Below are 21,369 nucleotides of genomic sequence, written 5' to 3' on the forward strand. Positions count from 1 at the left end.
ATGGCTGAGGTCTCCGCGTCGGACGCGCCTACCGAAGGCACGAAATATGGGAGCGGCTCAAGCACCGGTGCGCCCGACTACCCACACGGAACGAGAAGGGACCTTTTTTCATGGTTTTGACTACGCTTAGCGCTTTACTCGTAAATGCATATTCGCGTCCCAAAAAAGCTAGCTAGCATAGCTAATATCTCAAAAGCCACTCAGCCGCGTTTGCCTTGCCGATGGTTGAGGTTTGCTTTCCGAGGTTTGGCTCTGCCACCCGCGTCATGCATCTAGCAAACGGCCTGGCCTTTTACCGCCGGATATTTGCACAGCTGGCTGATGCGTTTTGGTTTTGCCGTGAATCTTGGCGCATAGGGGGTGCGGCCAGTCTGAAACCAGCATCCCAGTGATCGTGAATGCATGGCGCTCAAGGGGCGCCTATCCCCAGCCTCTCAAGCACGAGCATCCCGGCAGCCAGATCGGCGAGCGCGACACCGGGAAAGAGAAAGGCAATCCGTTCATCGTCCGACTGCCGGCCGGGCACCCGTCCAGTGACGAGCGCGGCCAGATCGGCCTCGAGCTGAATTGCCGCAAAAGTTGGGTTCGCGCCCGACAACGCTGTGCTCTGCGTCATGTCATCGGTGAGGCAGCGGTCAAAGTTCGGAAGTCCCTCCACGCACCAGGATCGGCCGAGATCGACCATCGTGGCGAACGCGCCGGGCGGAAGACTCCCTGCATCGAGGAACGGGACCAGATCGGGATGGGCTGGCACTGAGCTGACAATGATGTCCGCGCCCTCGAGAGCCTCCTCCGGCCGGGCGCATATCTGCACTTGATGCCCCGAGGCTCGGGCGTGATCAGCGAACCGGTTCACGCCCGCAGGTCGAGGACCGTAGGCAAGCACCTCGCGGACCGGAAACGGACCGGCGAGCGCGGCCAGATGTGTGCGCGCCTGAAGGCCGCAGCCGACAAATGCCAGCCGAGAGGCTTCGGCGCGGGCGAGGCGACGCGCGGCAAGAAGAGAAAGCGCGGCGGTCCGAAGCCCGGTCAAGGCAGCGGCCTCGACCAGCGCCAGAACGCGACCATCGGTGGCATCGGCAAGGATCAACAGCGCAGTGATGTGAGGCCGCCCCGCCGCCGCGTTGCCTAGCGCGCCTGAGACCCATTTAGCGCAGGCGACCGCGCCTTCAGCAGCGGCTGGCATCACGTGGAAGAATGCGTCCGAGCCCGGTAGGGACAGGCCGGTTTTGGGCGGCATGGCCACCTGCCCTTGCCCTTGCTCCCTTGCGCGAAAAAGCGGCTCAGCGGCGTCGGCAATCTCGGCCGCGGTTATGCCAAGGGCCTCCACCTCGGCCTCGGTGATGTATGGCGCTTTCATGAGGCCGCACGCTTTCCCGGTGCCACCGGAAAGCGGCCCGGACGAAACGGGTAAAGGTCGAAAGGGGGCGCTTCGCCCGCGATGAGCGCCGCGATGGCGCGGGCCGTCGAGGCGCTCGCCGTGAGCCCTGTATGGCCGTGGCCGAAGGCAAAGATCACGGCCGGGTGCAACTCGGACGGGCCTATCACCGGCAGGGTGTCCGGAAGGCTCGGCCGAGGCCCGTGCCAGCGACTGCCGGCTGGTCCCAACGCTCCCCGGATCGACCGCGCGGCGAGCTTCTCCAGCATCGCCCAGCGCCGCGGATTGGCCGGGCGGTGGGGGGCCGTGAACTCAGCGGTGCCTGCCACGCGCAGCCCCATCGACATGCTGGTCACGGCGACTTTTTCTTCGGCGAGCATCACGGGGCTTTTCAGCGTGATCTCAGGGTCGGGAAAGACGACGTGATAGCCACGCTCGGAGGTCAGCGGGAAGCGGTGGCCGAGCGAGTGCGCGATCTCAGCCGACCACGCTCCGGCGGCCAAGACCACCCGGTCGGCCCTGATCTCGTCCGCATCCGTGACGAGGCACACGCCCTCTTCCATCGGCACGATGCGTCTGAGCCCGACCTTGACGACGCGACCCTGACGGGCACGGAAGTCGGCCCACAGCGCCTTGACCAGCCCGCCGGGATCCAGCGCCGTGCCATGTCCATCGACGAGCATGCCACGGGCAAAATCAGGTGCCAGAGCGGGCTCGGCCTGCGCCAGCTCGCTTGGCCCGAGCGTTTGGAAGCCAACACCCAAAGCGCGCCGCCGCTCCCAGTCCCCTAGGTCGGCCTCGAAACCTTTGGCGGTGCGATAGACGTGAAGGTAGTTGGACCGCACCAGCAGATGGGCACAGCCGGCCTCATTGGCCTGGTTGAAATGGTCCTCAACTGCTTGGCCATGAAGATCATTCAGCGCCCGGGCTACCGTCTCGGCCTTGGCCATTGTTGCATTGGCTTGGGCGGCGCGAAACCACGCAAGGTTCTTGGGTAGATCGCGCAGGCCGATGCGCAGCGGCCCGGAAGGGTCGGCAAGCCAGCCGGGCACCTTGCGCCAGGTATTGGCGCCTACGAGCGGCAAGATCGAACTCGTGGAGATGACGCCGGCATTTCCGAATGAAGCTGCCTCGCCCGGTTCCTGCCGGTCGATGAGTGTCACGTCGTAGCCACGCGCCTGAAGCTGCCAAGCACAGGAGACTCCAACGATTCCGGCCCCGACGACGGCGATCCTGCGGGCGCTACCGGCCCCCGGCGGCAAGTCCTGTTGGCCCACCGTCACCCCCTGCCCTCGCGCTTTAAAATGTCTGACAACACGGCAGCCATCGCCGCCAAGATCATCGCATCCGGCTGTCCGGCAGGGAGTGTCCGGCAGATTGGACAGGCATGGTTGTTCTGGGGCGATCCAATCTTCGCCAGAAGGTTCATGCAGCGCGACCTTACCATCAGTGCAACCGCTGGCTGCGTCGCCGAAGATACTCCGACAGCAATATGACGAAGATCATCGAAATAAGGACCATTGCGGCGACTGCCGCAAGTGCGGGTGAAACCTGTAGCAGCGCGTTGTCCCACATCTGCCGCGGCAGTGTCGTCACTTCGCCGCCGGCCACAAAGAGCGCAATTGTCAACTCGTCAAAAGAGATCACGAATGCGAACATGAAGGCGGCGATCAATCCAGATCCGATCAACGGCAAGGTAATGTGAAAGAAGGTCCGGAACTTGTTTGCGCCAAGCGTATAGGCCGCCTGATCCAGCCGTTCATCATACTGCTTGAGTACTGCAATCACGGTGACGACGACATAGGGCACTGCCAATACCGAATGGCCGATCACCAGACCGGCTGTCGTGCCAACAAGACCAATATCCGCGAAAAGATAGAACAAGGCCACTGCGATGATGATGTTCGGCATGATGATCGGCGACACCATGAGGGCGATGAGCGCCGTCTTCCGCTGCGCGCGCCGAACGATATAGAAGGCCGCAGGCACACCGAGCAAAAGCCCTGCCGCGCCCGCGAAAAGCGCGACAACAACCGAACGCAAAGCTGCTTCGAGCCAGATCGGGTTGTTCAAGACAGATTGATACCACTTCAGGGAAAAGCCTTCAGGTGGCCAAGCCAGAAAGTTACCTTCGGTAAAGCTGACCGGGATCACGAAAAAGGCCGGCACGGCGAGGAAGATCAGGATCAACACGACCGATACCCTGAGAATGCGCCGTCCGACGGGCCGAGACTTTCGGTCGGCGCGCGGAGGAAAGAGGCGTTCGACAAATACGGCCAGCCGGTCGGTCACGGCCGCAGTGACTTCGATCAGAGCCGAGCTAAGCTGGCGGCCCAGCCAGCCGATCGGATTGCGCTTGCTTTCCTGCACCCGCATCGTGCCGCCCGAAAGGGTGGAGAGCCCGACCAAGCGGTCATAGACTGCAAAAATGACCAGCGCAGCGAGCAGGAGCATCACGGAGATCGCCCCGGCAAAACCCCAATTGAGAAGGTCCTTGATCTGGAAAATGATGAGCTGGACGATGACGGTCTCGCGTTCACTGCCAAGAAGCGCGGGCGTTATGAAAAAACCGAGTGCCGTTATGAAGACCAAAAGCCCGCCAGCAGCGATGCCCGGCATGGACAGGGGCAGCGTCACCCGAAGGAAGGCTTGCGCAGGCCGCGCTCCAAGCGTGGTCGCGGCAGGTGCCAGATTTCGGTCGATATTTTCCATCACCGACAGCATCGTCAACACGCACAGCGGCATCAACGCATGCACCATGCCGATCATCACACCGGTAAAATTGTAGAGCATGCTGGGCGGAGCTGGCAAACCCATCGCAACTGCAAGCTGGTTGAGGGCGCCGTTATTGCCCAGTAGGACGATCCACGCAAAAGTCCGCACAAGGAAACTCGTCCAGAATGGCATCAACACCCAGATCAGCAGGAAGTTCTTCTGGTTGGAGCTGACCGTCGAGAGCAGATAAGCAACCGGATAGGCTGCGACAATCGAGATCAGGGCAGTCCAGGCGGCAATCTTGAGCGTGATGGTCAGCACCCGGATCACCACACCGGAATCAGCAAGCTTGATATAGTTTTCCAACGATAACCCGCCGGTGTCACCTGTAAAGCTGACGCTAAGTAGCGTTATGACCGGATAGGCGAAAGCTATGCCAAGAAACAGCATAACGGGGATGAGCGGCATTCTCCAACGGAAGAAGGCCAGGGTTTTGTCGCTCAGGCTCATACGGTTGGTTTCCAATGCTTTACTCTGCGTTATCGGGCAAGACCACGGCGGCTTCGGTCGACCACCCCAGCGAGACTTCGGCGCCCTTGGCGACCTGTGCGGCAGAACTGTTGGTCAGAACTGTCGCAAAGAGGTCAAAGCCACTGCTGGCTGTCAGAAAGACCTTTGTGGTGGCACCGCTCATGACCACGTCGCGCACACGTGCCGAAACACTATTATCCGCCTGCTGCCCGTCACCCAGCAGAGTGATCGACTCCGGGCGCACCATCACCCGTACCTGCTCGCCTTGAGCGAAGGTGTGATCGCCGACACACCGGATCCTGAGGCCCTCGCCGAGGTCCACCACCGGTGTCGTCGACGCCTCGGCGATCCGGCCAGAAAGGAGGTTGGCCTCTCCCAGAAAATCTGCGGCGAAAAGGCCGTTGGGACGGAAGTAGAGGTCGGCTGGCGTGCCAATCTGTTCGATTCCACCCTGACGCATCAGGCAGATCCGGTCGGACATGACCAATGCCTCTTCCTGGTCGTGGGTGACGTAGACCACGGCAATACCAAGTTCCTGGTGAAGGCGCTTGATTTCATATTGCATCTGGTCGCGCAGCTTTTTGTCAAGCGCACCAAGCGGTTCATCCATCAGGATCACGGACGGCTCATAGACCATCGCACGGGCAAGCGCGATGCGCTGTTGCTGCCCGCCAGAGAGTTGGCGGGGAAAGCGGTCTGCTAGATGCGGCAGATGAACCGTGTCGAGGGCGCGGGTCACTGCCGCGTCGATCTTTGACTTGGACCAGCCACGCATCTTTGGCCCGAAGCCGATGTTGTCGCGAATGGTCAAATGTGGAAACAACGCATAGCTCTGAAAGACCATACCGAGGTCGCGCTTGTAAGGCGGCAGGTAGGTGGCCAAAGCGCCATCGATCCAGATGTCACCGCCATCAGGCTCGCTGAGCCCCGCCACCGCCAGCAAAAGGGTGGTTTTTCCCGAGCCCGATGGACCGAGTAACGTCAAAAACTCGCCATCGGCAAGGTCAAGCGAGGCCCCTTCTAGTGCGACGAAATCACCGTATCTCTTTTCCAGATTAACGATGCGCAGTTTCGGATCGGTAGGGCTTTCGGTCATGGGCAAATCCTTTGGCGTCTCGGCTTGGGTCGAGGGGCGCGATGTCGTCTTTGATGGCCGCAGCGTGTTCCTTCCGCCGGGCTTGTGCAGGATCGCGGCAGGGGGATCACCACCCGCCGCGCCCAATGATCGTTTCGATGTTGCGAAAATCAGGTGAGAAGCCACTCGTTGAAACGGGCCTCGGCCTCTTCCTTGAACTCGCCCCACCAGGCTTGATCGGCCAGAATGAGGTTATCAAAGTTCCCCGGTGCCGTCGGCAGTTTTTCCGCGGTCTCGGGCGGAATGAAGTCGTAGGCTCCGGGGTTGGTGGGACCGTAGGTAAGCCCAGCCTCGGTGAACGCGGCCTGTTGCTCGGGATTGGCGCAGAACTTGATGAACTCCCGTGCCAGTTCAGCGTTGGGATTGTCCTTCGGAATAGCCCAGCCCTCAATCGAATAGAGCCCTTGGTTCCATTGGATCGCGGCGTCCACGCCCCCGTCGATCACGGTCTGGGCGCGAGCGTTCCAAGTGGGAAGCATGTCGACCTCCCCGGTCTGAAGGAGCTGGCTTGTCTGCGCCCCACCGGTCCACCAAACTGAGATGTGTTCGCGAATTTCGCTGAGCTTGGCGAGCGCCCGCTCAATGTCGAGCGGATAGAGTTCGGACGGGTCCACCCCATCGGCCAGCAGCGCGATCTCAAGTGTGTCGATCGGGCTGCGACGCAGCGCGCGGCGGCCCGGAAAGGCCTCGACATCGAAGAAATCCGCCCATGACTCCGGGCCGCCATCTGGCATCGCGTCGGTGCGGTAGGCCAGCACCGTCGCATAGACGTCGGTGCCCATCCAGTCATCCGCCCGCGCCTCGGGCATGATGTTGTCCATGTGCTCGCCCGACCAGTCGAGATCCTCCAGCAGATCGCGATCGCTCAGAAGGACCTGACCGGCCTGGGTGATAGTGACAACGTCCCAAGTATAGGAGCCGGTCTCGACAATGGCCTGAACATGGCTTGTTGGCTGATGCTCGCGCGCGATGTTACGTATGGTGTTGCCTGTCGCCTCTTCGAACGGGCGATAAAACGCGGCGCCGAAAGCATCTGTGAAGGGGCCGCCGGGGTCGGCGACGATCAGGCGGCCATCACTTGCGAAGGCCGGCATGGAAAGTCCCGAAGCGACAGCGGTCGCGCCCGTCATCTTCATCATCGCTCGGCGGCTGATGCCCTTGTGTAGTGGTCCGTCAGTCATTTATTCACTCCCTAAATGTTGGCTTCATGGCTAGATTAAGAGCGAGCTACAGGCGATCTGCCACGGAGCGCGAAGCCCGTGGCATTGCCATCCCCACTCTGGGCACGCAGATACGCGGGACGCGGCAGTGCATTGGTTTTCCACGCACGTTTTTCCTCAGCCCCGATGATTGCGAGAGCATAGACCCTCCGCGTTGTAGGAGGCGCCTTGGCGGTCTCCTGTATTTTTGAATGATCACGATACGACCATGCCACTCCGAAAGGGCTGAATTGCCCAACATCTCGCCCAGCGCACTATTGCATCTCAATAGTTAATAGTGCCAGACGATCCTAGGAGCCCTGTCTTCTGTCTGTCAACTTGAATTTGACCCACCTTGTGTGACGCGCAGCCGAATGCTGAGGTCTTTCCAAGGTATTGTCCCTTCAAGTCAGGCTTCACTGGCGCAGACCACAAGATGTGATGATCCTTTTTTCCACCACTGATCCCACTGTGGCACCCGATCGAGGCACCGGATGAATTTCGGCCCTCCTTTGAGCGGTGTGATCAGAGCCATTGGCGATCAGGACTGGCCGCCGTCAAAAGTGGGACTTCCGGATCGATGAGCTATAGCGCCCGCGAACTGGGGCAGGCTGACGCTAACGTTTCTCGTATTTCGCTGCGGTCATTCTCTTTGGAATGCCAATGGCCATCCAGTTAGCGCTGATGCGCAGATCCACTTTTCCTTTTTAATGTCGGCCGCTGTGCTTATCGATGCGGCGCGATCTCTTCCCTTGATTGCCGTCATGTGCTTCCTTGCGCGGACAGCCGATCACGCAAGGCCGCGAAATCATGGTGGACCTCTTCGAGATCGCAAAGGGCGAAACCGTCGGCATGAACGAAACCCTCGTTCGAGAGCATCTCGTGCAGCGTGCCATGAAACTGGGCGCGGCCTTGACCGACGGTCATACCGTTCCGGCGCTCGAACGCGTCGTTCCATGCGACGGCAGCAGCCTCATCCACCCCCGTCGGCAGATCAAGCCCGAAAACCCCGTCCTCGAACTTGACCGGATACCCGCCCGGACGACCATGCGGCGCGGGCGCGTGCCCATACCAGGTCTGATTTGCGGCCAGCGCCAGCATTAGCGTGACGCCGCTGGCACCGGAAATCTCGATGGCAGGCTCCGGCGTCAGCCGGGTGTCGCGGAAGGTGGCAAAGACATCCTCGACTTCCTTGTCTCCGACAAAAACGCGCGGCGGCACAGCGTCTGCGCGGCGATCTGCGGGTTGGCGCCAAGGGGCAAGGTTCTGGTAGTGCGCCAATACCCTCAGCCTGCCCTTGTCAGAACCGCTGATCGCTCCTTCGAACACATTGGACAAGATCGCCACATTGCCGGTTCCGCAAAGCACGTCATAGCCCATTTCACTGATCATCCCATTGACTACATCGGGAAAGGAGCAGTTGATGTAATGGGCGCCGGGGCAAGTCGCCTCAATCGCCCTCGCCATTCGGCTGGAGATGATCGCCTGGAATACCGCCGTGGCACTAAGCCCCCCGCGCGAGACCAGATCCGTCCATTTGGAGCCTTTTTGCGCGATCACCGAGGATGTCTGGATCGAGGCCGCCTGCACGACGATGCGTGGCTGTGCGATGTCCAGGATGCGTTCGCTGGCCCCCTCCTCCATGAGGTCGATCTCATGGGTCACGATCTTGGCAGGCGTGCCGAACATCGCCGCGCGCGCATTCCCCGCGGTGCGCAGCCAGTCGAGCCGGTCGGTATTGCGTCCGGCGACCATTACCTTGACCGGATGTTGGGCGGTCGCAGCTATATCCAACGCCATGCGGCCGGCAAACATGCCCGTTCCGGTGATCAGGATGTCGACACTCATGGGCTTACCTTTCCAGTTGTCTTGCGTTTGGCGTATTCCCACGCCCCATCCAGATCCCTGGGCAACCGGTGCTTTTGAATCCGTTGGCTTGGAGTCTTGGGGAAATCTTCAATGGTTTTGATGTAGCGCGGTCGCTGATAATGCGGCAGCTGGGTTTCTAGCCATTCGCCTAGCGTTGCGGCGTTGATCGTCGCGCCCTCGTTGGGTCGCACGAAAAGCAATATGTCATGCTCGCCAATCTCAGCCGGCACGCCAACCATCGCGCTTTCACTGACGGACGGATGCAGGTTGGCGACGGATTCGACCTCGTGGGCTGACACGTTTTGACCGCGCACACGGATGCTGTCTCCCATCCGCCCGTGAAACAAGAGCATTCCACTTTCGTCCCAGGATCCCATATCGCCAGTGTGGAAACCGGTCGGACGCAGCGCCTTTTTCGTGGCTTCGGCATTGTGGTAATAGCCGGGAAAGATCGCGCCGGGAACCGAGGTGTTCACCACGATCTCGCCGCGCCCCTGTCCACGGTCAAGCGCGCGTCCATCCTCATCAAGTATATCGACGGTGAACCACGGAAGCGGCCTGCCAACCGCGCCGACGACGCCTTCGGTGTTGCAGGTCGTGAGCGACGAGGACTCCGTCATGCCATAGCATTCATGTATCTTGACACCAAATCGCTGCTCGAATGGGCGCCATGCCTCGGTCGAGCAGCCACCCCCCCAAGCGATCCTGACGCTATGATCCTTCTCATATGGTGTTTCTGGCTGCTTCAACAGGATCTGCACGACACCGCCCAGATGGTGGATATGCGTGCAACCTGACTGCGACACGTCCTCCCAGAAATGGCTGGCGCTGAACCTGTCACGCATGGTCAGGGTAACCTCATGCAGGATTGGCAAGACGATCAACTGCGCGCCGCCGATATGATAGAACGGCTCCCACATGTAGAGGCTGTCACCCCGCGCGAGCGAGGCGCAGAAGGCCACCGATTGGGCGGCGAGTTCCAGCATCGTGTGCGTGACGATCACGGCCTTGGAGGGGCCGGTCGTCCCTGAGGTATACATCAGCGCCGCTGTGTCCTGCGGACCGGGCACAGGGCCATCCCAAGCCATTCTGGATGGGGCGGGCGCCGACGTGTCCGTCATCTCGATCCGGCCCAGCGGCGCAGTGGCCCCGCAGGCATCAAGCACTGGCGCCGCTTCTGCGTCGCAGAAAATCAGGGATGCCTCGACAAGAGATACGGCATGCGACAGAGATGTGCCCACCAACGCCGGATTGGCTGGAACCCAGACCATGCCTGCCCTTAGGATACCATGTACCAACGCCAGCGCAGCCGGGCTGTTGCGCATCATCACTAGAATACGATCGCCGGGGCGGGCCCCGGCATCGCGCAAGCGAAAAGCCATCGTATCGGCTTGCGCCGAAAGATCCCCCATCGTGAGCACCCCATCAGGGGTCACGGCGAACGGACGGGACGGCGTCTCACGCGCGATGTCTTGAAACGTGTTCGTCAGCCCGACAATTCTCATTTTGTCCTCATGATGAAAAATTTGACACTCCACTCTCTTTCAAGACAAGGAGCATGGTTGAAAAATCACGGCCATCAAGTGTCATGGGTTTAGCTGCGTTTGCGGCGCGCCTCGAAGAACTTTTCCATCTCGGCCTGAGGTTCGCCTGTTCCGTAGGCTTCGACCTGAATGCGCACACCCGAGGACATCGTCTCGTCAAAGCTTGCCTGAGTCACTTCTGCGATCCGCTGGCGGTTGAGCCGCATCGCAACCGGCGGATGCGCGCCCAGCTCGCGCGCCAAGTCTAACGCGGCGTCCTGTACCGCGTCAGCCTCGACAAGGCGCGAGATCAGGCCGAACTCCTTCGCTTCATCCGCATCAAGCATTCGTCCGGTTAGCGTCAGATCAATGGTGCGGGCAAGGCCGATCAATTCGCGCATGACCCAGTTCCCAGTCACTGTGGGAATGCCGGATTTGATCTCGGGCTGCCCCATTAGCACCCCTGGGTGGGCGACGCGCAGATCGCATAGCAGCGCAACCTGAAAGGCCGACCCTGCGGCCACACCATTCAGCGCCGCAATGATCGGCTTGGACAGCGATCGCAGCTGCGAATAGAGAACTTTCCATTCTCCCATCCACTCTTCCGCACGGTTCGCATCAAAGGTCTTGGACTCGTTCAGATCCTGCCCGGCCCCGAAGGCGCGATCTCCAGCCCCCGTCAAGACGACGGCGCGGATGGCGTCATCCGCTTCGGCCTCCTTCAGCGCCTCAATGAGCATGTCACGCATCTCAGCGTTCCAGGCATTCAGCTTGTCCGGACGGTTCAGAGTGATGCGCCGTACGGTGTCAATTGTTTCAGTCAGAATGTAGGATGCCATCTTTGCTATCACCATATAATAGTTGTTATTGGTTGTAGGTATACAACTTAATTGGTGTCAACTGCAAGTTAGTCATAGCCTCGGCAGCGCAAATGCACTTACAAGAGAAGAATACGATAGTTGCTATCGAGCCTTTCGAGTTGAGTGTGACACCTCCCGTTATGAAGAAATCCGATCCGCTCATGATCCAGTCGGTGGCAAAATGCTTCCGCGTCCTCGAGGCTTTTGACGAAGCGCATCCCAAGCTGACCCTGTCCGAAATCGCCCAGCTGACCTCTTTCGATCTGAGTGCCGTGCAACGGTTCTGCCACACCCTGAACAAGCTGGGATACCTGGACAAAGATCCTTTGACGCGTCAGCACAGTCTGTCGCTGAAGGTTCTGAACCTCAGCTATCAATACAAGCATTCGTCCATGCTCGTTCGCGCCGCTATGCCGGTGCTCCAGCATCTAAGCCGAGAAACCGAGGAAACCGTCAGCCTGACGGTGCTCGACGGTGCGGAAATTGTCTATGTCGCCCGCATTCAAAGCCGGCACGTGCTTCAGCCCAACGTGATTTCGGGAACGCGTCTGCCAGCCTACTGCTCGTCTGCGGGACGGGCCATCCTGTCGCAGCTCGCTTCCGAAAAAGTGGCCGAGGTTCTAGAGGCATCAGACCTGCGTGAGCACACACCCCACACCGTGACCAAGCCTGCCGAACTGCTGAAGATTATCGACGTTAGCCGCAAACAGGGCTTTGCCACGGGATTTGAGGAAATCTATCTTGGGGACGCTTCGATTGCTGCGCCGATCGTCGGATCTGGTGGCAAGGTTCAAGGGGCTATCAGCATTGCGACGAGCGTTGCGCGATTCAACCCGGACACGGTCATCTCAAATTATTCCAGCTTGATCATTGCCGCCGCACACTCGATCACCACCTGATTGCTTGCGGGCTACCAAAAAATGATCGCTCGCGGTCATGCCCGCCAAGGGAGCACTAGGGTCACAGCCCATTTCATGCCACCAACCTAAAGGGTAGTGTCTCGTTTTCCGCCCGCCTTACAAGCAGTAGAGTTTGCAACCGCTTGACAGTTTTTACGCACTGCCGCAAGAATCCAATTGTTATTATTGCAATGTAATAAGCGGTGAGGTGAAGTTAATTATGAACGGCCTGCTGGTGCCCATCGTAACGGACGGCGCGACATTTACCGTTTTTTTCGATGGCCGCCCGGTCGAGGCTATGGAGGGCGAAACTGTCATCGCCGCCTTGCTTCGAGATGGGGCATTTCTGAGTTACTCCGAGTTTGACGGCAGCCCGCGTGCGGGATTCTGCCTGATGGGCGCATGCCAGGATTGCTCTGTCTGGGCTAGTGATGGTCGACGCCTGCGCGCCTGCGCCACCGAAGTTTCGCCCGACATGAGGCTGTTCAGCGCTTCACAGCTTGGCAAATGGTCGCCGAATGATGCATGAGGATCAAACCGATACACCGATTATCGTTGGAGCGGGGCCTGCGGGTCTGGCTGCCGCGCGCGTCTTTGTCGACCATGGGCTTCGCCCCATAATTCTTGACGAGTCCATTCGCCCAGGTGGTCAAGGCACGCGCCGGATCACGCCGAGGCTCGAACGCTATCGAAGCCGGATCTTCGGAGATGCCGCCGCCGCAATGATCGAGCGTGAGCGCCGTGAAAACACGGTGCTAGCGGCTTGCGATTATCGGCCAGGGACACAGGTTTGGGGCGCCATGGGCGACGAGCTTTCAGTCGTCTCCGAGGGGGGCCTTGCCACTCTGCGATACCGGGCCGCTATCCTTGCAACCGGGGCAATGGACCGGATTCTGCCCCTGCCCGGCTGGACGCTGCCTGGAGCCTATACACTCGGCGGCTCGCAGATCGCGCTGAAGCGCGACGCCAGCTTCATCGGTCGAACGGTTGTCTTCGCCGGTAGCTCGCCACTGCTTTATCTGGCTGCCGCGCAGTATCTGCGGGCCGGTGGGCAGGTTGCCGCAGTGCTTGATACCACTCCAATACCCGCCAAATTGCGCGCCTTTCCCCGCATGGCAACGACCGGCCTCGGCACGCTGACCGAGGGCGTGCGACTGATCCAGGAATTGCGCCGCGCCAAAGTTCCCATCCAGATGGGCGTCAAGCTGGACGCCATTACTGGCGAAGACCGCGTGAGCGGCATTTCCTACGCCAGGGCGAACAAGCAAGTCCGCTGGCTGCCATGCGATGCGGTAGGACTTGGCTACGGCCTGCAACCCGAGATGCAACTGGCAGAACTGATGGGCGCAAAATTCCGTTTCGACCCGGCGTTTCGGCAATGGTTCACGATGACGGAGCCGGATGGCCAATTCGCCCCGAACGCGTGGATTGCCGGAGACGGCGCTGCCATCGGAGGCGCGGCAGCGGCCGCCGATTCAGGAGCGCTGGCAGCGTGGTCAATCCTTGAGCATCAGGGCCTTGCAACGCCCCCAAAAGCAGAGATCGCGCGGCTGATCCGGCGCGTCGCCCGCTGGCGGCGTTTCCAACGCGCCATGACGATGGCCTTTGCCCCCCCTGTGGGAAAGCTTTCGGATTTGCCCGATGACACGATCCTCTGCCGCTGCGAGCGCGTCAGCATCGGCAATGTACGCGAGGCGGTAGCCAACCAGCAGGGCCCGGTAGAGGTCAACCGTGTCAAGGCGATCACCCGGTGCGGCATGGGACGCTGTCAAGGTCGGCTATGCGGCGGCGCCCTTGGCGAGATTACCGCTGCACTGACCGGCCGGTCACTGGAACAGGCAGGTCGGCTTCGCGCACAGGCGCCAATTCGTCCCCTTCCGGCCGGGGCAGCCTGCACCGAGGATGATGCGTGATGGCGCAGCCCTGCGACTACGACGTCATCATCATTGGCGCCGGCCTCTTTGGCGCGGCCACGGGATTCCATCTTGCACGGCAGGGACAATCCGTCCTCATGCTGGAGCGCGATCACATCGGCGCGCAGTCCAGCGGCGCGAACTACGGCAGCCTGCGACTGCAAGGCCGGATCGACACGCAATACCCGCTATCCCTGCGCGCTCAGCACCTTTGGGAGACGTTCGAGGCCACCTTTGGCGAGCCCTGTGAATACGAACGCACCGGCCATGTTTATTTCGCCCGTGACGACGCGGGCCGCGCCAAGGTCGAAGCATATGCAGAGGCGTCGCGCTCCGTCGGAATGCAGATCGAGATGCTGGAGGGCGCAGCGCTCAGGCAGCGGCTACCCTTCCTGACGGAGAACGCCACTGTTGCCAGCTTTTCGCCTAAGTGCGCCACCGCCAACCCCCGACTTGCGACACCGGCGATCTGCCGCGCCTTCGAGCGCGCGGGTGGGCACCTCCGCACACAATGCGCGGTTATAGAGCTGTGGAAAGAGGGCCAGCTTTTCCACGTCCGCACCTCTTCCGGCCTGCATCTGACCGCATCCAAACTCGTCAATGCGGCAGGGGCTTGGGCAGGGTCCATCGCGGCGCAGTTCGGCGAAGCGGTGCCCCTCTTTGCCGCCGGTCCACCGCAATTCGTGACCGAGCCGCTCCCCTACATACTCAGGCCCGTGCTGCAGTCTATCGAGGGCGATGTCATTCTACGGCAGATCCCGCGGGGAAACTTTATTTTCGCGGGCTACCCGCGCACCCGCGCAAACCCTGATGGAGCCTTTACGTTCGTGCCGTCGCGCAAGCTTGCCAAATGTATGCGCGCTTTGGTCGAGGCCGTCCCAGCGCTGTCTGGTGTCGAGGTGATCCGCAACTGGTCCGGCGTCGAGGGCTATCTGCCAGACATGCTGCCGATCGTCGGCGCCAGCCAGACCACAGACAACCTGTTCCACGCCTTCGGCGCCAGCGGCGGCGGCTTTCAGATCGGCCTTGCGGTCGGGGAAAGCCTGGCTGCGCAGGTCGCCGGCGCATCGCCCATCTGTGATCTTTCAACTTACCGGATCGACCGCTTTGCAGCCGGGCTCGTCGAAAGCGACAAGATCGCAAAGGAATTTGACAACTGAAAGGCGGCAAAGGGCAATCAGCGGATCAGACGTGCGTGACATGCTACTGGAGGCCCTCGAAAAACGCTTTGACACCTACCGCGCGCCAGAGGTCATCGAGGTCTTATCCGACAACGGCAGCTCTTATACGGCGAAGGAAACGCATATCTTTGCTCGCCAGCTCGGCTGAAGCCGTGCTTCACACCAGTCACCAGCCCGCAATCCACCGGCATGTCAGAGACCTTCGTTAAAACGCTCAAGCGCGATTATGTTCGCGTCAAGCAGCTGCCCGATGCCCAAACCGTTCTGAGATTGGTCGGAGACTGGATCGAGGGCTACTACGACAACCACCGCCACAGTGGCCTAAGCCGTTCTCACGCTGCCCCAACCTCATCGCAAGCGGACATCAATTCCGACGAAGTTCGCCGCCTAAAGGTAGCTGGAACGCCGAACCTCGATTCTTGACCGTTTTTGCTGGCGCAGGGAGACTGGCTGTACGGACTGTGCCCATTCGCCTAGCGGCGTCACACTTGGGGGGCTAATTGGGGGGCTACAATCTCGGCTCCGTTTTTCGCGCCATATAAATAGAGCGATTGAAGACTTTTATGGTGCGGGCGGCGGGACTCGAACCCGCACGGGGACACGCCCCAACAGATTTTAAGTCTGGTATGTCTACCATTCCATCACGCCCGCAGCACGTCGGACCATAACCGCATCACGGCGGGTGTAAAGGCGCCGCGCACCGCTTAGAGCGTGTCTTCACCCTGCTCCAGCACCGGCAGAAGGGCGCGCTCGGACAGCCACGGGTTCATGTCGAGCGCGGCGCGCAGCGCCAATGCCGCCTCGCCCTTGCGCCCCAGTGCCACGAGGGTCAGCGCCTTGCCGGTCAACGCGGCCACATGGCGCGGCGTGCGCTCCAGTGCGGCGTCCAGATCAGGCAGCGCCGCCTCGAAATCCTGCCGCAGATATGAGATGAATGCGCGTTGGTTGTAGCCCTCGGCATAGTCGGGGCAATACGCCACCAACGCCTCGAAGGCGGCCAAGGCGCCATCGTAATCATAAGATTGCCGCCGCTCCATCCCCTCGTCCAGAAGTTCCTGCGCGCGGGTATCGGGCGCATCGGCCCACAGCGCCCACATCTTGTCCGACACGGCCATGCCCGCTCTGCGGTTCTCGGCGCTGCGCGCCTCCTCGATGAGCGCGGCAAGAGCATCGGAATGGTCGGGCGCTGCGGGACAGGTATCGGCAGCCAGAAGGGTCGGCGCCGCGACAAGGCAGGCGGTGATGGCAAGCAGTTTCATGATACATCCTCCGGGATGGCGACGTTGCGGCGATGGGACCACATCTTGTTGCGGTGCAAGGGTGCGGCGGGGGGAGACATCTTAAAAGATAGCCGAAAAGCCCCGCGATCAAGTCAGCGCGCGCAAGTTGGCGCTCGGATCGGCGCGCGGCGGCGCGCACTGACCCCCGCATAATCCGTCTGCAAACACGCGCATCAAGGCGCCAAAAACAGCGGCACCTTGCGCATCTGGGCCGCCCAAATCGGCAGCAGCGCCGCGCGGATTGTCGCACGCACGCCTGGCTGGGCGCACGGGCTTGACCGCGCCGGGGCGTAGCGCCAACGTGGCGCAATGTTTCCCATCCGCGATCATAACCCCTCGGGGCGCACGCCCTATGTGACCTATGCGCTGATGGTCGCCAACATCGGCATATTCCTGAGCTATTGGCCGATTTTCGACGATCCCTATGCGCTCAACGCCTTTTACGTGGACTGGGCGATGATCCCGGCCAAGATCGTCCATGGGGGCAGTTACGAGACCCTGGTTTCCTCCATGTTCCTGCATGGCGGCTGGATGCATCTGGCGGGCAACATGCTGTTTTTATACATCTTCGGCGACAACCTTGAGGATGAGATGGGGCACCTGCCCTTTCTCGCCTTCTACATCGCCTCGGGTATCGGTGCCGGGCTGGCACAGCTGGCGTCCGAGCCTGCTTCGCTGATCCCCACGGTCGGCGCATCGGGGGCGATCGCGGGCGTGATGGGGGGCTACCTTCTGCTCTTTCCCAAGGCCAAGGTGGATATCCTCATCATCTTCATCGTCTTTTTCCGTATCCTGCCGCTGCCTGCGTGGATCATGCTGGGACTTTGGTTTGTCTTTCAGCTCTTTGGCGGGCTTTCGACCCCCACGACGGGCGGCGGCGTGGCCTATTGGGCGCATGCGGGCGGCTTTGTCATCGGGGCCATTCTGACGCTGCCGCTGCTCTTGCGGCGCGGCGGCGCCGAGTTCTGGGACCGGACGGACGGCCACCCGCCCCATCCCGAGGCGCGCTACGTCTATGCACGCTCGCGTATTCCGACAGTCAGGCGAAAGAGGTGATCCAATGAAGGCAACATGCCATTGCGGCGCGGTAGAGCTGCGCGTGACCTTATCGGATGGGCTGAGCACGGCGCGCCGCTGCGATTGCAGCTTTTGCGCAAGGCGCGGCGCGGCGGCGGTCACTGCGCCGCTGGACGGCGTCGAGGTGGTGCGCGGCGCGGACAAGCTGACGCTCTACACCTGGGGCACCGGCACGGCGCAGCATTACTTCTGCTCGGTCTGCGGGATCTATACGCACCATCGCAGACGCTCGAACCCCAATGAATACGGGGTAAACCTCGGCGCGCTGGAGGGCGTCAATCCACGCGATCTTGGCGAGATCGGCTGGGTCGACGGGGTCAATCACCCGTCCGACCAGTAGGGATTACTGGTTGCGGATGATCTTGGCGAACTTGCTGTAAATGGCGTTGTTCGCGCAGATGACCGCGCCCTCGTCCAGAATGTCGCGCCCTTCGGTCATCGGCTCGACCAGCGCGCCCGCTTCCTTGGCGATCAGCAGGCCCGCTGCCAGATCCCAGGGTTGCAAGCGCCGCTCCCAAAAGCCGTCATAGCGGCCGGCGGCGACATATGCGAGATCAAGCGAGGCCGCCCCAAACCGGCGCACACCGGCCGTCGCGGGCAAGAGCCGCGCCAGATCCTGAAGCGTATGCGGCAGGTCCGCACGCCCGCCAAAGGGCAACCCGGTGGCAAAGATGCTCTCGATCAGCTTGTCACGGCCCGATACACGCAGGCGCGATTCGTTCATCCACGCGCCCTCGCCCTTTTCGGCAAAGAAAAGCTCGTCCTTGGAGGCGTCATAGACCACGCCCGCAACGATCTGCCCCTTGTGTTCGAGCGCGATGGAGACGGCCCAATGCGCCAGCCCGTGCAGGAAGTTCGTCGTGCCGTCCAGCGGGTCGACGATCCAGCGGCGGGTAGGATCGGTGCCCGGCTCCTCTCCGCCCTCCTCGGCCATCCAGCCATAGGTGGGGCGCGCGTTCATCAGCTCGGACTTGATGATCTGCTCGGCCTGGATATCGGCGCGGCTGACGAAATCCCCTGCGCCCTTCATCGAGACCTGAAGGTTTTCGACCTCGCGAAAGTCCTTGGCCAGCGCGCGCCCCGCCTTGCGGGCCGCCTTCATCATCACGTTCAGATTTGCGCTGAGTGCCATCGGGGTCCGTCCTTACCTGTGTCAAGCCGCGCGTATAGGCCGGGAGGGGCTTGGCTGCAAGGGGCCGGGGGCACCTGGGGCCAGGGTGTTTGAGCGTCGGGATCTTCGGGCCGGGCAAGCCAGGCCGGGCGATGCCTGAGCCCACGCGAACGTGTATTGACAGGCACACCTGCCTTCGCCTCTCTGACCCGCTAACCAACATGAGGAATTTGTGATGAAAACGACCGGAATTACCGCGAGCCTGATCGTTCTGGCCGGCTTGACCGCAGGCGGGTTTGCAGTAGCGGAAACCACTGAGAAATCCACGGAGATGGATCACTCAAGCCACACAATGACGGCATCGGACGGCACACCGGCATCGACGCAGGCCTTTATCGCCGCCAATGACGCGATGCATGCGGACATGGCCATCGAAATGACCGGGGACGCCGATGTCGATTTCATCCGCGGCATGATTCCGCATCATCAAGGCGCTGTCGCCATGGCCGAAATCGCCCTTGAACATGGCGAAGACCCCGAGGTCATCAAGCTGGCGCAAGAGATCATCGACGCTCAGCGCGCAGAAATCGCCTGGATGGAAGAATGGCTGACCGCGCGGGGGCATTGACCGAGGCGATGGGCCGGGTCGGCAAATGCCCGACAGCCGCCCTTTGAGGTGCCCTTGTCCCCCGAACGGGGCCGAGGCGGCCCGCCGCGCTACGCCACCTCGCGCCTTTGCATCCGCACCGGAATTTCCCGCGCCAGTTTCAGCAGATGCGCCATGAAGGGCTTGGCCGCGTCATCGTCGCGGATCGCGGCATAAAGCCGCTTGGTCAGGCCGCCTTCGGTGATGGGCCGCACGACATAATCGTCGCTCATGCGCAATTCGCGCACCACCCAGTCGGGCAGCACGGCAACGCCCCGATTGCTTGCCACCAGAAGCAGGATCACCGCCGTCAGCTCGACCTGCCGGATGCTGGCAGGCTCGACCTTGGCAGGCGTAAGCAACTCGGTAAAGACGTCTAGGCGCGAGCGATCCACGGGATAGGTGATCAGCGTCTGGCCCCGAAAATCCTCGGCCTCGACATAGGCTTTTTGCGCCAGAGGGTGCAGGGCCGAGGCGAGAAACACCGGCTCGTAGTCAAAAAGCGGCTTGAACCCGATGCCGCGCAGCGCCTCGGGATCGGACGAGACGACCAGATCGACCTCCTCCTTTTGCAGCGCCGGCAGCGCGTCAAAGGCAAGGCCCGGGCGAATGTCGACATCGACCTCGGGCCAATTCTTGCGAAACGCTTCGAGCACGGGAAAGAGCCACTCGAAGCAGGCGTGGCATTCGATGGCGATATGCAGGCGCCCTGAACTGCCGTCGCGCACACCTGAAAATTCGGCCTCCAGCGCCTCGATCTCGGGCAGCACCTTGTTCGCGACACGCAAGAGGCGCAGCCCGGCCGCCGACAGCGTCATCGGCTTGGACCGGCGCACGAAAAGCTCGACCCCAGCCTGATCCTCCAGCCCCTTTATCTGATGGCTGAGGGCAGATTGCGTGATGTTCAACTGATCGGCCGCCTTGGCCAGCCCGCCGCACGCGTGGATGGCGCGGATCGTGCGCAGATGCCGGAATTCGATGTGCATATATTAGCGCGCCTCATGTAGAACGTGAATATTATGAATTTGCTTAACTTACGCCGTATGGGCACAAAGGCTCAACACCTTTGATAGGAAATCAGCCATGACAGCGTCCTCAAAATCCGTGCCGAACGTCTCCTTTGAGTTCTTCCCACCGAAGTCGCTCGAGGCGTCCTTCCGCCTTTGGGATACCGTGCAAACACTGGCCCCGCTCCAGCCGCGCTTCGTCTCGGTCACTTACGGCGCGGGCGGCACCACGCGCACGCTGACGCGCGAGGCCGTGGGCACGCTCCACTCCGCGACAGGGCTGAACGTGGCGGCGCATCTGACCTGCGTGAATGCCACCCGCGACGAGACGATGGCCATTGCCGATGAGTTTCACGATGCTGGCGTGCGCGAAATCGTGGCCCTGCGCGGCGACGCCCCCAAGGACAGCGACGGGTTCAAACCGCATCCCGGCGGGTTCAACGACAGTTGCGAGTTGATCGCCGCGCTCAAGGAACGCGATCAATTCACCATCCGCGTCGGCGCCTACCCCGAGATTCACCCCGAGGCGGCGGATGCCGGCGCCGATGTCGCCTTTCTCAAGCGCAAGTTCGAGGCGGGCGCGGACGAGGCAATCACGCAGTTCTTCTTTGACACCGACACCTTCCTGCGCTTCCGCGACCGCTGCGCGGCGGCGGGCATCGACAAGCCGATCATCCCCGGCATCTTCCCGATCGAGAATTGGGCCGGTGCGCGCCGCTTTGCCCAATCCTGCGGCACATCGGTGCCCGAATGGCTGGACAATGCCTTCGCCAAAGCCGAGCGGGACGGGCGCAGCGACCTTCTGGCCATCGCCCACGCAACCGAGATGTGCAGCAAACTGATGGACCATGGGGTCGAGAATCTGCACTTCTACACCCTCAACCGCCCCGATTTGACGCGCGACATCTGCCATGCGCTCGGCGTCACGCCCAAGGTCGCGCTGCGCGACGTCGCCTGAGGCATCCGGACAATCCAGCCAAGGCGCCGCCCCGTCAGACGGGCGGCGTTTTGCCGTGAAGGACGCTCCGGTGCATCGCGCCCAGTG

Annotated in this window: 20 protein-coding genes, 1 tRNA gene and 1 pseudogene; 10 read left to right on the top strand and 12 right to left on the bottom strand. The window is 61.5% G+C overall.

What is annotated here, in order from left to right; all coding sequences use genetic code 11:
• Positions 1–409: 409 nt before the first annotated feature.
• The 4 genes from V8352_RS12920 to V8352_RS12935 all read right to left on the bottom strand — a co-directional run bounded on the left by V8352_RS12920 (position 410) and on the right by V8352_RS12935 (position 5,720).
• Positions 410–1,360: a hypothetical protein gene (locus V8352_RS12920; protein WP_336424712.1), complete on the bottom strand. Its 951-nt coding sequence runs from the start codon at positions 1,358–1,360 to the stop codon at positions 410–412.
• Positions 1,357–2,661: an NAD(P)/FAD-dependent oxidoreductase gene (locus V8352_RS12925; protein ID WP_336424713.1), complete on the bottom strand. Its 1,305-nt coding sequence runs from the start codon at positions 2,659–2,661 to the stop codon at positions 1,357–1,359. The genes V8352_RS12920 and V8352_RS12925 overlap by 4 nt, the downstream gene beginning before the upstream one ends.
• Before the next feature lie 163 nt (positions 2,662–2,824).
• A complete protein-coding gene (locus V8352_RS12930; RefSeq protein ID WP_336424714.1) occupies positions 2,825–4,603 on the bottom strand; it encodes an ABC transporter permease subunit in 1,779 nt (592 codons plus the stop codon).
• Between the two features lie 19 nt (positions 4,604–4,622).
• Positions 4,623–5,720, bottom strand: a complete 1,098-nt coding sequence (locus V8352_RS12935; protein WP_336424715.1) for an ABC transporter ATP-binding protein — start codon at positions 5,718–5,720, stop codon at positions 4,623–4,625.
• On the opposite strand from V8352_RS12935, the gene V8352_RS12940 reads away from it, so the two are divergent.
• Positions 5,719–5,877 carry a hypothetical protein gene (locus V8352_RS12940; RefSeq protein ID WP_336424716.1) on the top strand — a complete coding sequence of 53 codons (159 nt, stop codon included), beginning with the start codon at positions 5,719–5,721 and terminating at the stop codon, positions 5,875–5,877. The genes V8352_RS12935 and V8352_RS12940 overlap by 2 nt on opposite strands.
• Here V8352_RS12940 and V8352_RS12945 read toward each other — a convergent pair.
• The 4 genes from V8352_RS12945 to V8352_RS12960 all read right to left on the bottom strand — a co-directional run bounded on the left by V8352_RS12945 (position 5,870) and on the right by V8352_RS12960 (position 11,189).
• The gene (locus tag V8352_RS12945; RefSeq protein ID WP_336424717.1) at positions 5,870–6,940 is read right to left on the bottom strand and encodes an ABC transporter substrate-binding protein; all 1,071 of its coding nucleotides are present in this window, start codon (positions 6,938–6,940) and stop codon (positions 5,870–5,872) included. The genes V8352_RS12940 and V8352_RS12945 overlap by 8 nt on opposite strands.
• A 780-nt stretch (positions 6,941–7,720) precedes the next feature.
• Positions 7,721–8,806, bottom strand: coding sequence for a hypothetical protein (locus V8352_RS12950; RefSeq protein WP_336424718.1), 1,086 nt, complete (start codon positions 8,804–8,806; stop codon positions 7,721–7,723).
• Positions 8,803–10,332 carry a class I adenylate-forming enzyme family protein gene (locus tag V8352_RS12955; RefSeq protein WP_336424719.1) on the bottom strand — a complete coding sequence of 510 codons (1,530 nt, stop codon included), beginning with the start codon at positions 10,330–10,332 and terminating at the stop codon, positions 8,803–8,805. Before V8352_RS12955 ends, V8352_RS12950 begins: the two co-directional genes overlap by 4 nt.
• An 89-nt stretch (positions 10,333–10,421) precedes the next feature.
• On the bottom strand, positions 10,422–11,189 hold the full coding sequence (locus V8352_RS12960) for an enoyl-CoA hydratase/isomerase family protein (protein ID WP_336424720.1): 768 nt from the start codon (positions 11,187–11,189) through the stop codon (positions 10,422–10,424).
• 161 nt (positions 11,190–11,350) lie between these two features.
• Here V8352_RS12960 and V8352_RS12965 point away from each other — a divergent pair, with 161 nt between their 5' ends.
• The 5 genes and pseudogenes from V8352_RS12965 to V8352_RS12985 form a co-directional block, all read left to right on the top strand.
• Complete coding sequence (locus V8352_RS12965; protein WP_336424721.1) at positions 11,351–12,109, top strand: IclR family transcriptional regulator; 759 nt, start codon at positions 11,351–11,353, stop codon at positions 12,107–12,109.
• A gap of 133 nt (positions 12,110–12,242) precedes the next feature.
• Positions 12,243–12,638, top strand: a complete 396-nt coding sequence (locus V8352_RS12970; protein WP_336424722.1) for a (2Fe-2S)-binding protein — start codon at positions 12,243–12,245, stop codon at positions 12,636–12,638.
• On the top strand, positions 12,631–14,022 hold the full coding sequence (locus tag V8352_RS12975; RefSeq protein ID WP_336424723.1) for an FAD/NAD(P)-dependent oxidoreductase: 1,392 nt from the start codon (positions 12,631–12,633) through the stop codon (positions 14,020–14,022). The genes V8352_RS12970 and V8352_RS12975 overlap by 8 nt, the downstream gene beginning before the upstream one ends.
• Positions 14,022–15,182, top strand: coding sequence for an NAD(P)/FAD-dependent oxidoreductase (locus V8352_RS12980; RefSeq protein WP_336424724.1), 1,161 nt, complete (start codon positions 14,022–14,024; stop codon positions 15,180–15,182). The genes V8352_RS12975 and V8352_RS12980 overlap by 1 nt, the downstream gene beginning before the upstream one ends.
• Before the next feature lie 16 nt (positions 15,183–15,198).
• Positions 15,199–15,626, top strand: a pseudogene (locus V8352_RS12985) (integrase core domain-containing protein); the annotation flags it as partial.
• Between the two features lie 141 nt (positions 15,627–15,767).
• Here the strand turns inward: V8352_RS12985 and V8352_RS12990 are convergent.
• A tRNA-Leu gene (locus tag V8352_RS12990) sits at positions 15,768–15,854 on the bottom strand.
• A gap of 53 nt (positions 15,855–15,907) precedes the next feature.
• The gene (locus tag V8352_RS12995) at positions 15,908–16,462 is read right to left on the bottom strand and encodes a tetratricopeptide repeat protein (RefSeq protein WP_336424725.1); all 555 of its coding nucleotides are present in this window, start codon (positions 16,460–16,462) and stop codon (positions 15,908–15,910) included.
• A gap of 330 nt (positions 16,463–16,792) precedes the next feature.
• On the opposite strand from V8352_RS12995, the gene V8352_RS13000 reads away from it, so the two are divergent.
• Both V8352_RS13000 and V8352_RS13005 read left to right on the top strand, forming a co-directional pair.
• On the top strand, positions 16,793–17,539 hold the full coding sequence (locus V8352_RS13000) for a rhomboid family intramembrane serine protease (RefSeq protein ID WP_336424726.1): 747 nt from the start codon (positions 16,793–16,795) through the stop codon (positions 17,537–17,539).
• 4 nt (positions 17,540–17,543) lie between these two features.
• A complete protein-coding gene (locus tag V8352_RS13005) occupies positions 17,544–17,900 on the top strand; it encodes a GFA family protein (protein WP_336424727.1) in 357 nt (118 codons plus the stop codon).
• Positions 17,901–17,903: 3 nt separating this feature from the next.
• Here V8352_RS13005 and V8352_RS13010 read toward each other — a convergent pair whose 3' ends face one another.
• The gene (locus tag V8352_RS13010; protein ID WP_336424728.1) at positions 17,904–18,692 is read right to left on the bottom strand and encodes an inositol monophosphatase family protein; all 789 of its coding nucleotides are present in this window, start codon (positions 18,690–18,692) and stop codon (positions 17,904–17,906) included.
• Positions 18,693–18,906: 214 nt separating this feature from the next.
• Here V8352_RS13010 and copM point away from each other — a divergent pair, with 214 nt between their 5' ends.
• Entirely contained in the window at positions 18,907–19,299 is a 393-nt protein-coding gene (copM, locus tag V8352_RS13015; protein WP_336424729.1) for a CopM family metallochaperone, read from the top strand.
• A gap of 89 nt (positions 19,300–19,388) precedes the next feature.
• Here copM and V8352_RS13020 read toward each other — a convergent pair whose 3' ends face one another.
• Positions 19,389–20,303: a LysR family transcriptional regulator gene (locus tag V8352_RS13020; protein WP_336424730.1), complete on the bottom strand. Its 915-nt coding sequence runs from the start codon at positions 20,301–20,303 to the stop codon at positions 19,389–19,391.
• 97 nt (positions 20,304–20,400) lie between these two features.
• Here V8352_RS13020 and metF point away from each other — a divergent pair, with 97 nt between their 5' ends.
• Positions 20,401–21,282, top strand: coding sequence for a methylenetetrahydrofolate reductase [NAD(P)H] (gene metF / locus V8352_RS13025; protein ID WP_336424731.1), 882 nt, complete (start codon positions 20,401–20,403; stop codon positions 21,280–21,282).
• Positions 21,283–21,369 lie beyond the last annotated feature (87 nt).

The organism is Roseovarius sp. D0-M9 (genome assembly GCF_037083805.1).
Lineage (GTDB): Bacteria > Pseudomonadota > Alphaproteobacteria > Rhodobacterales > Rhodobacteraceae > Roseovarius.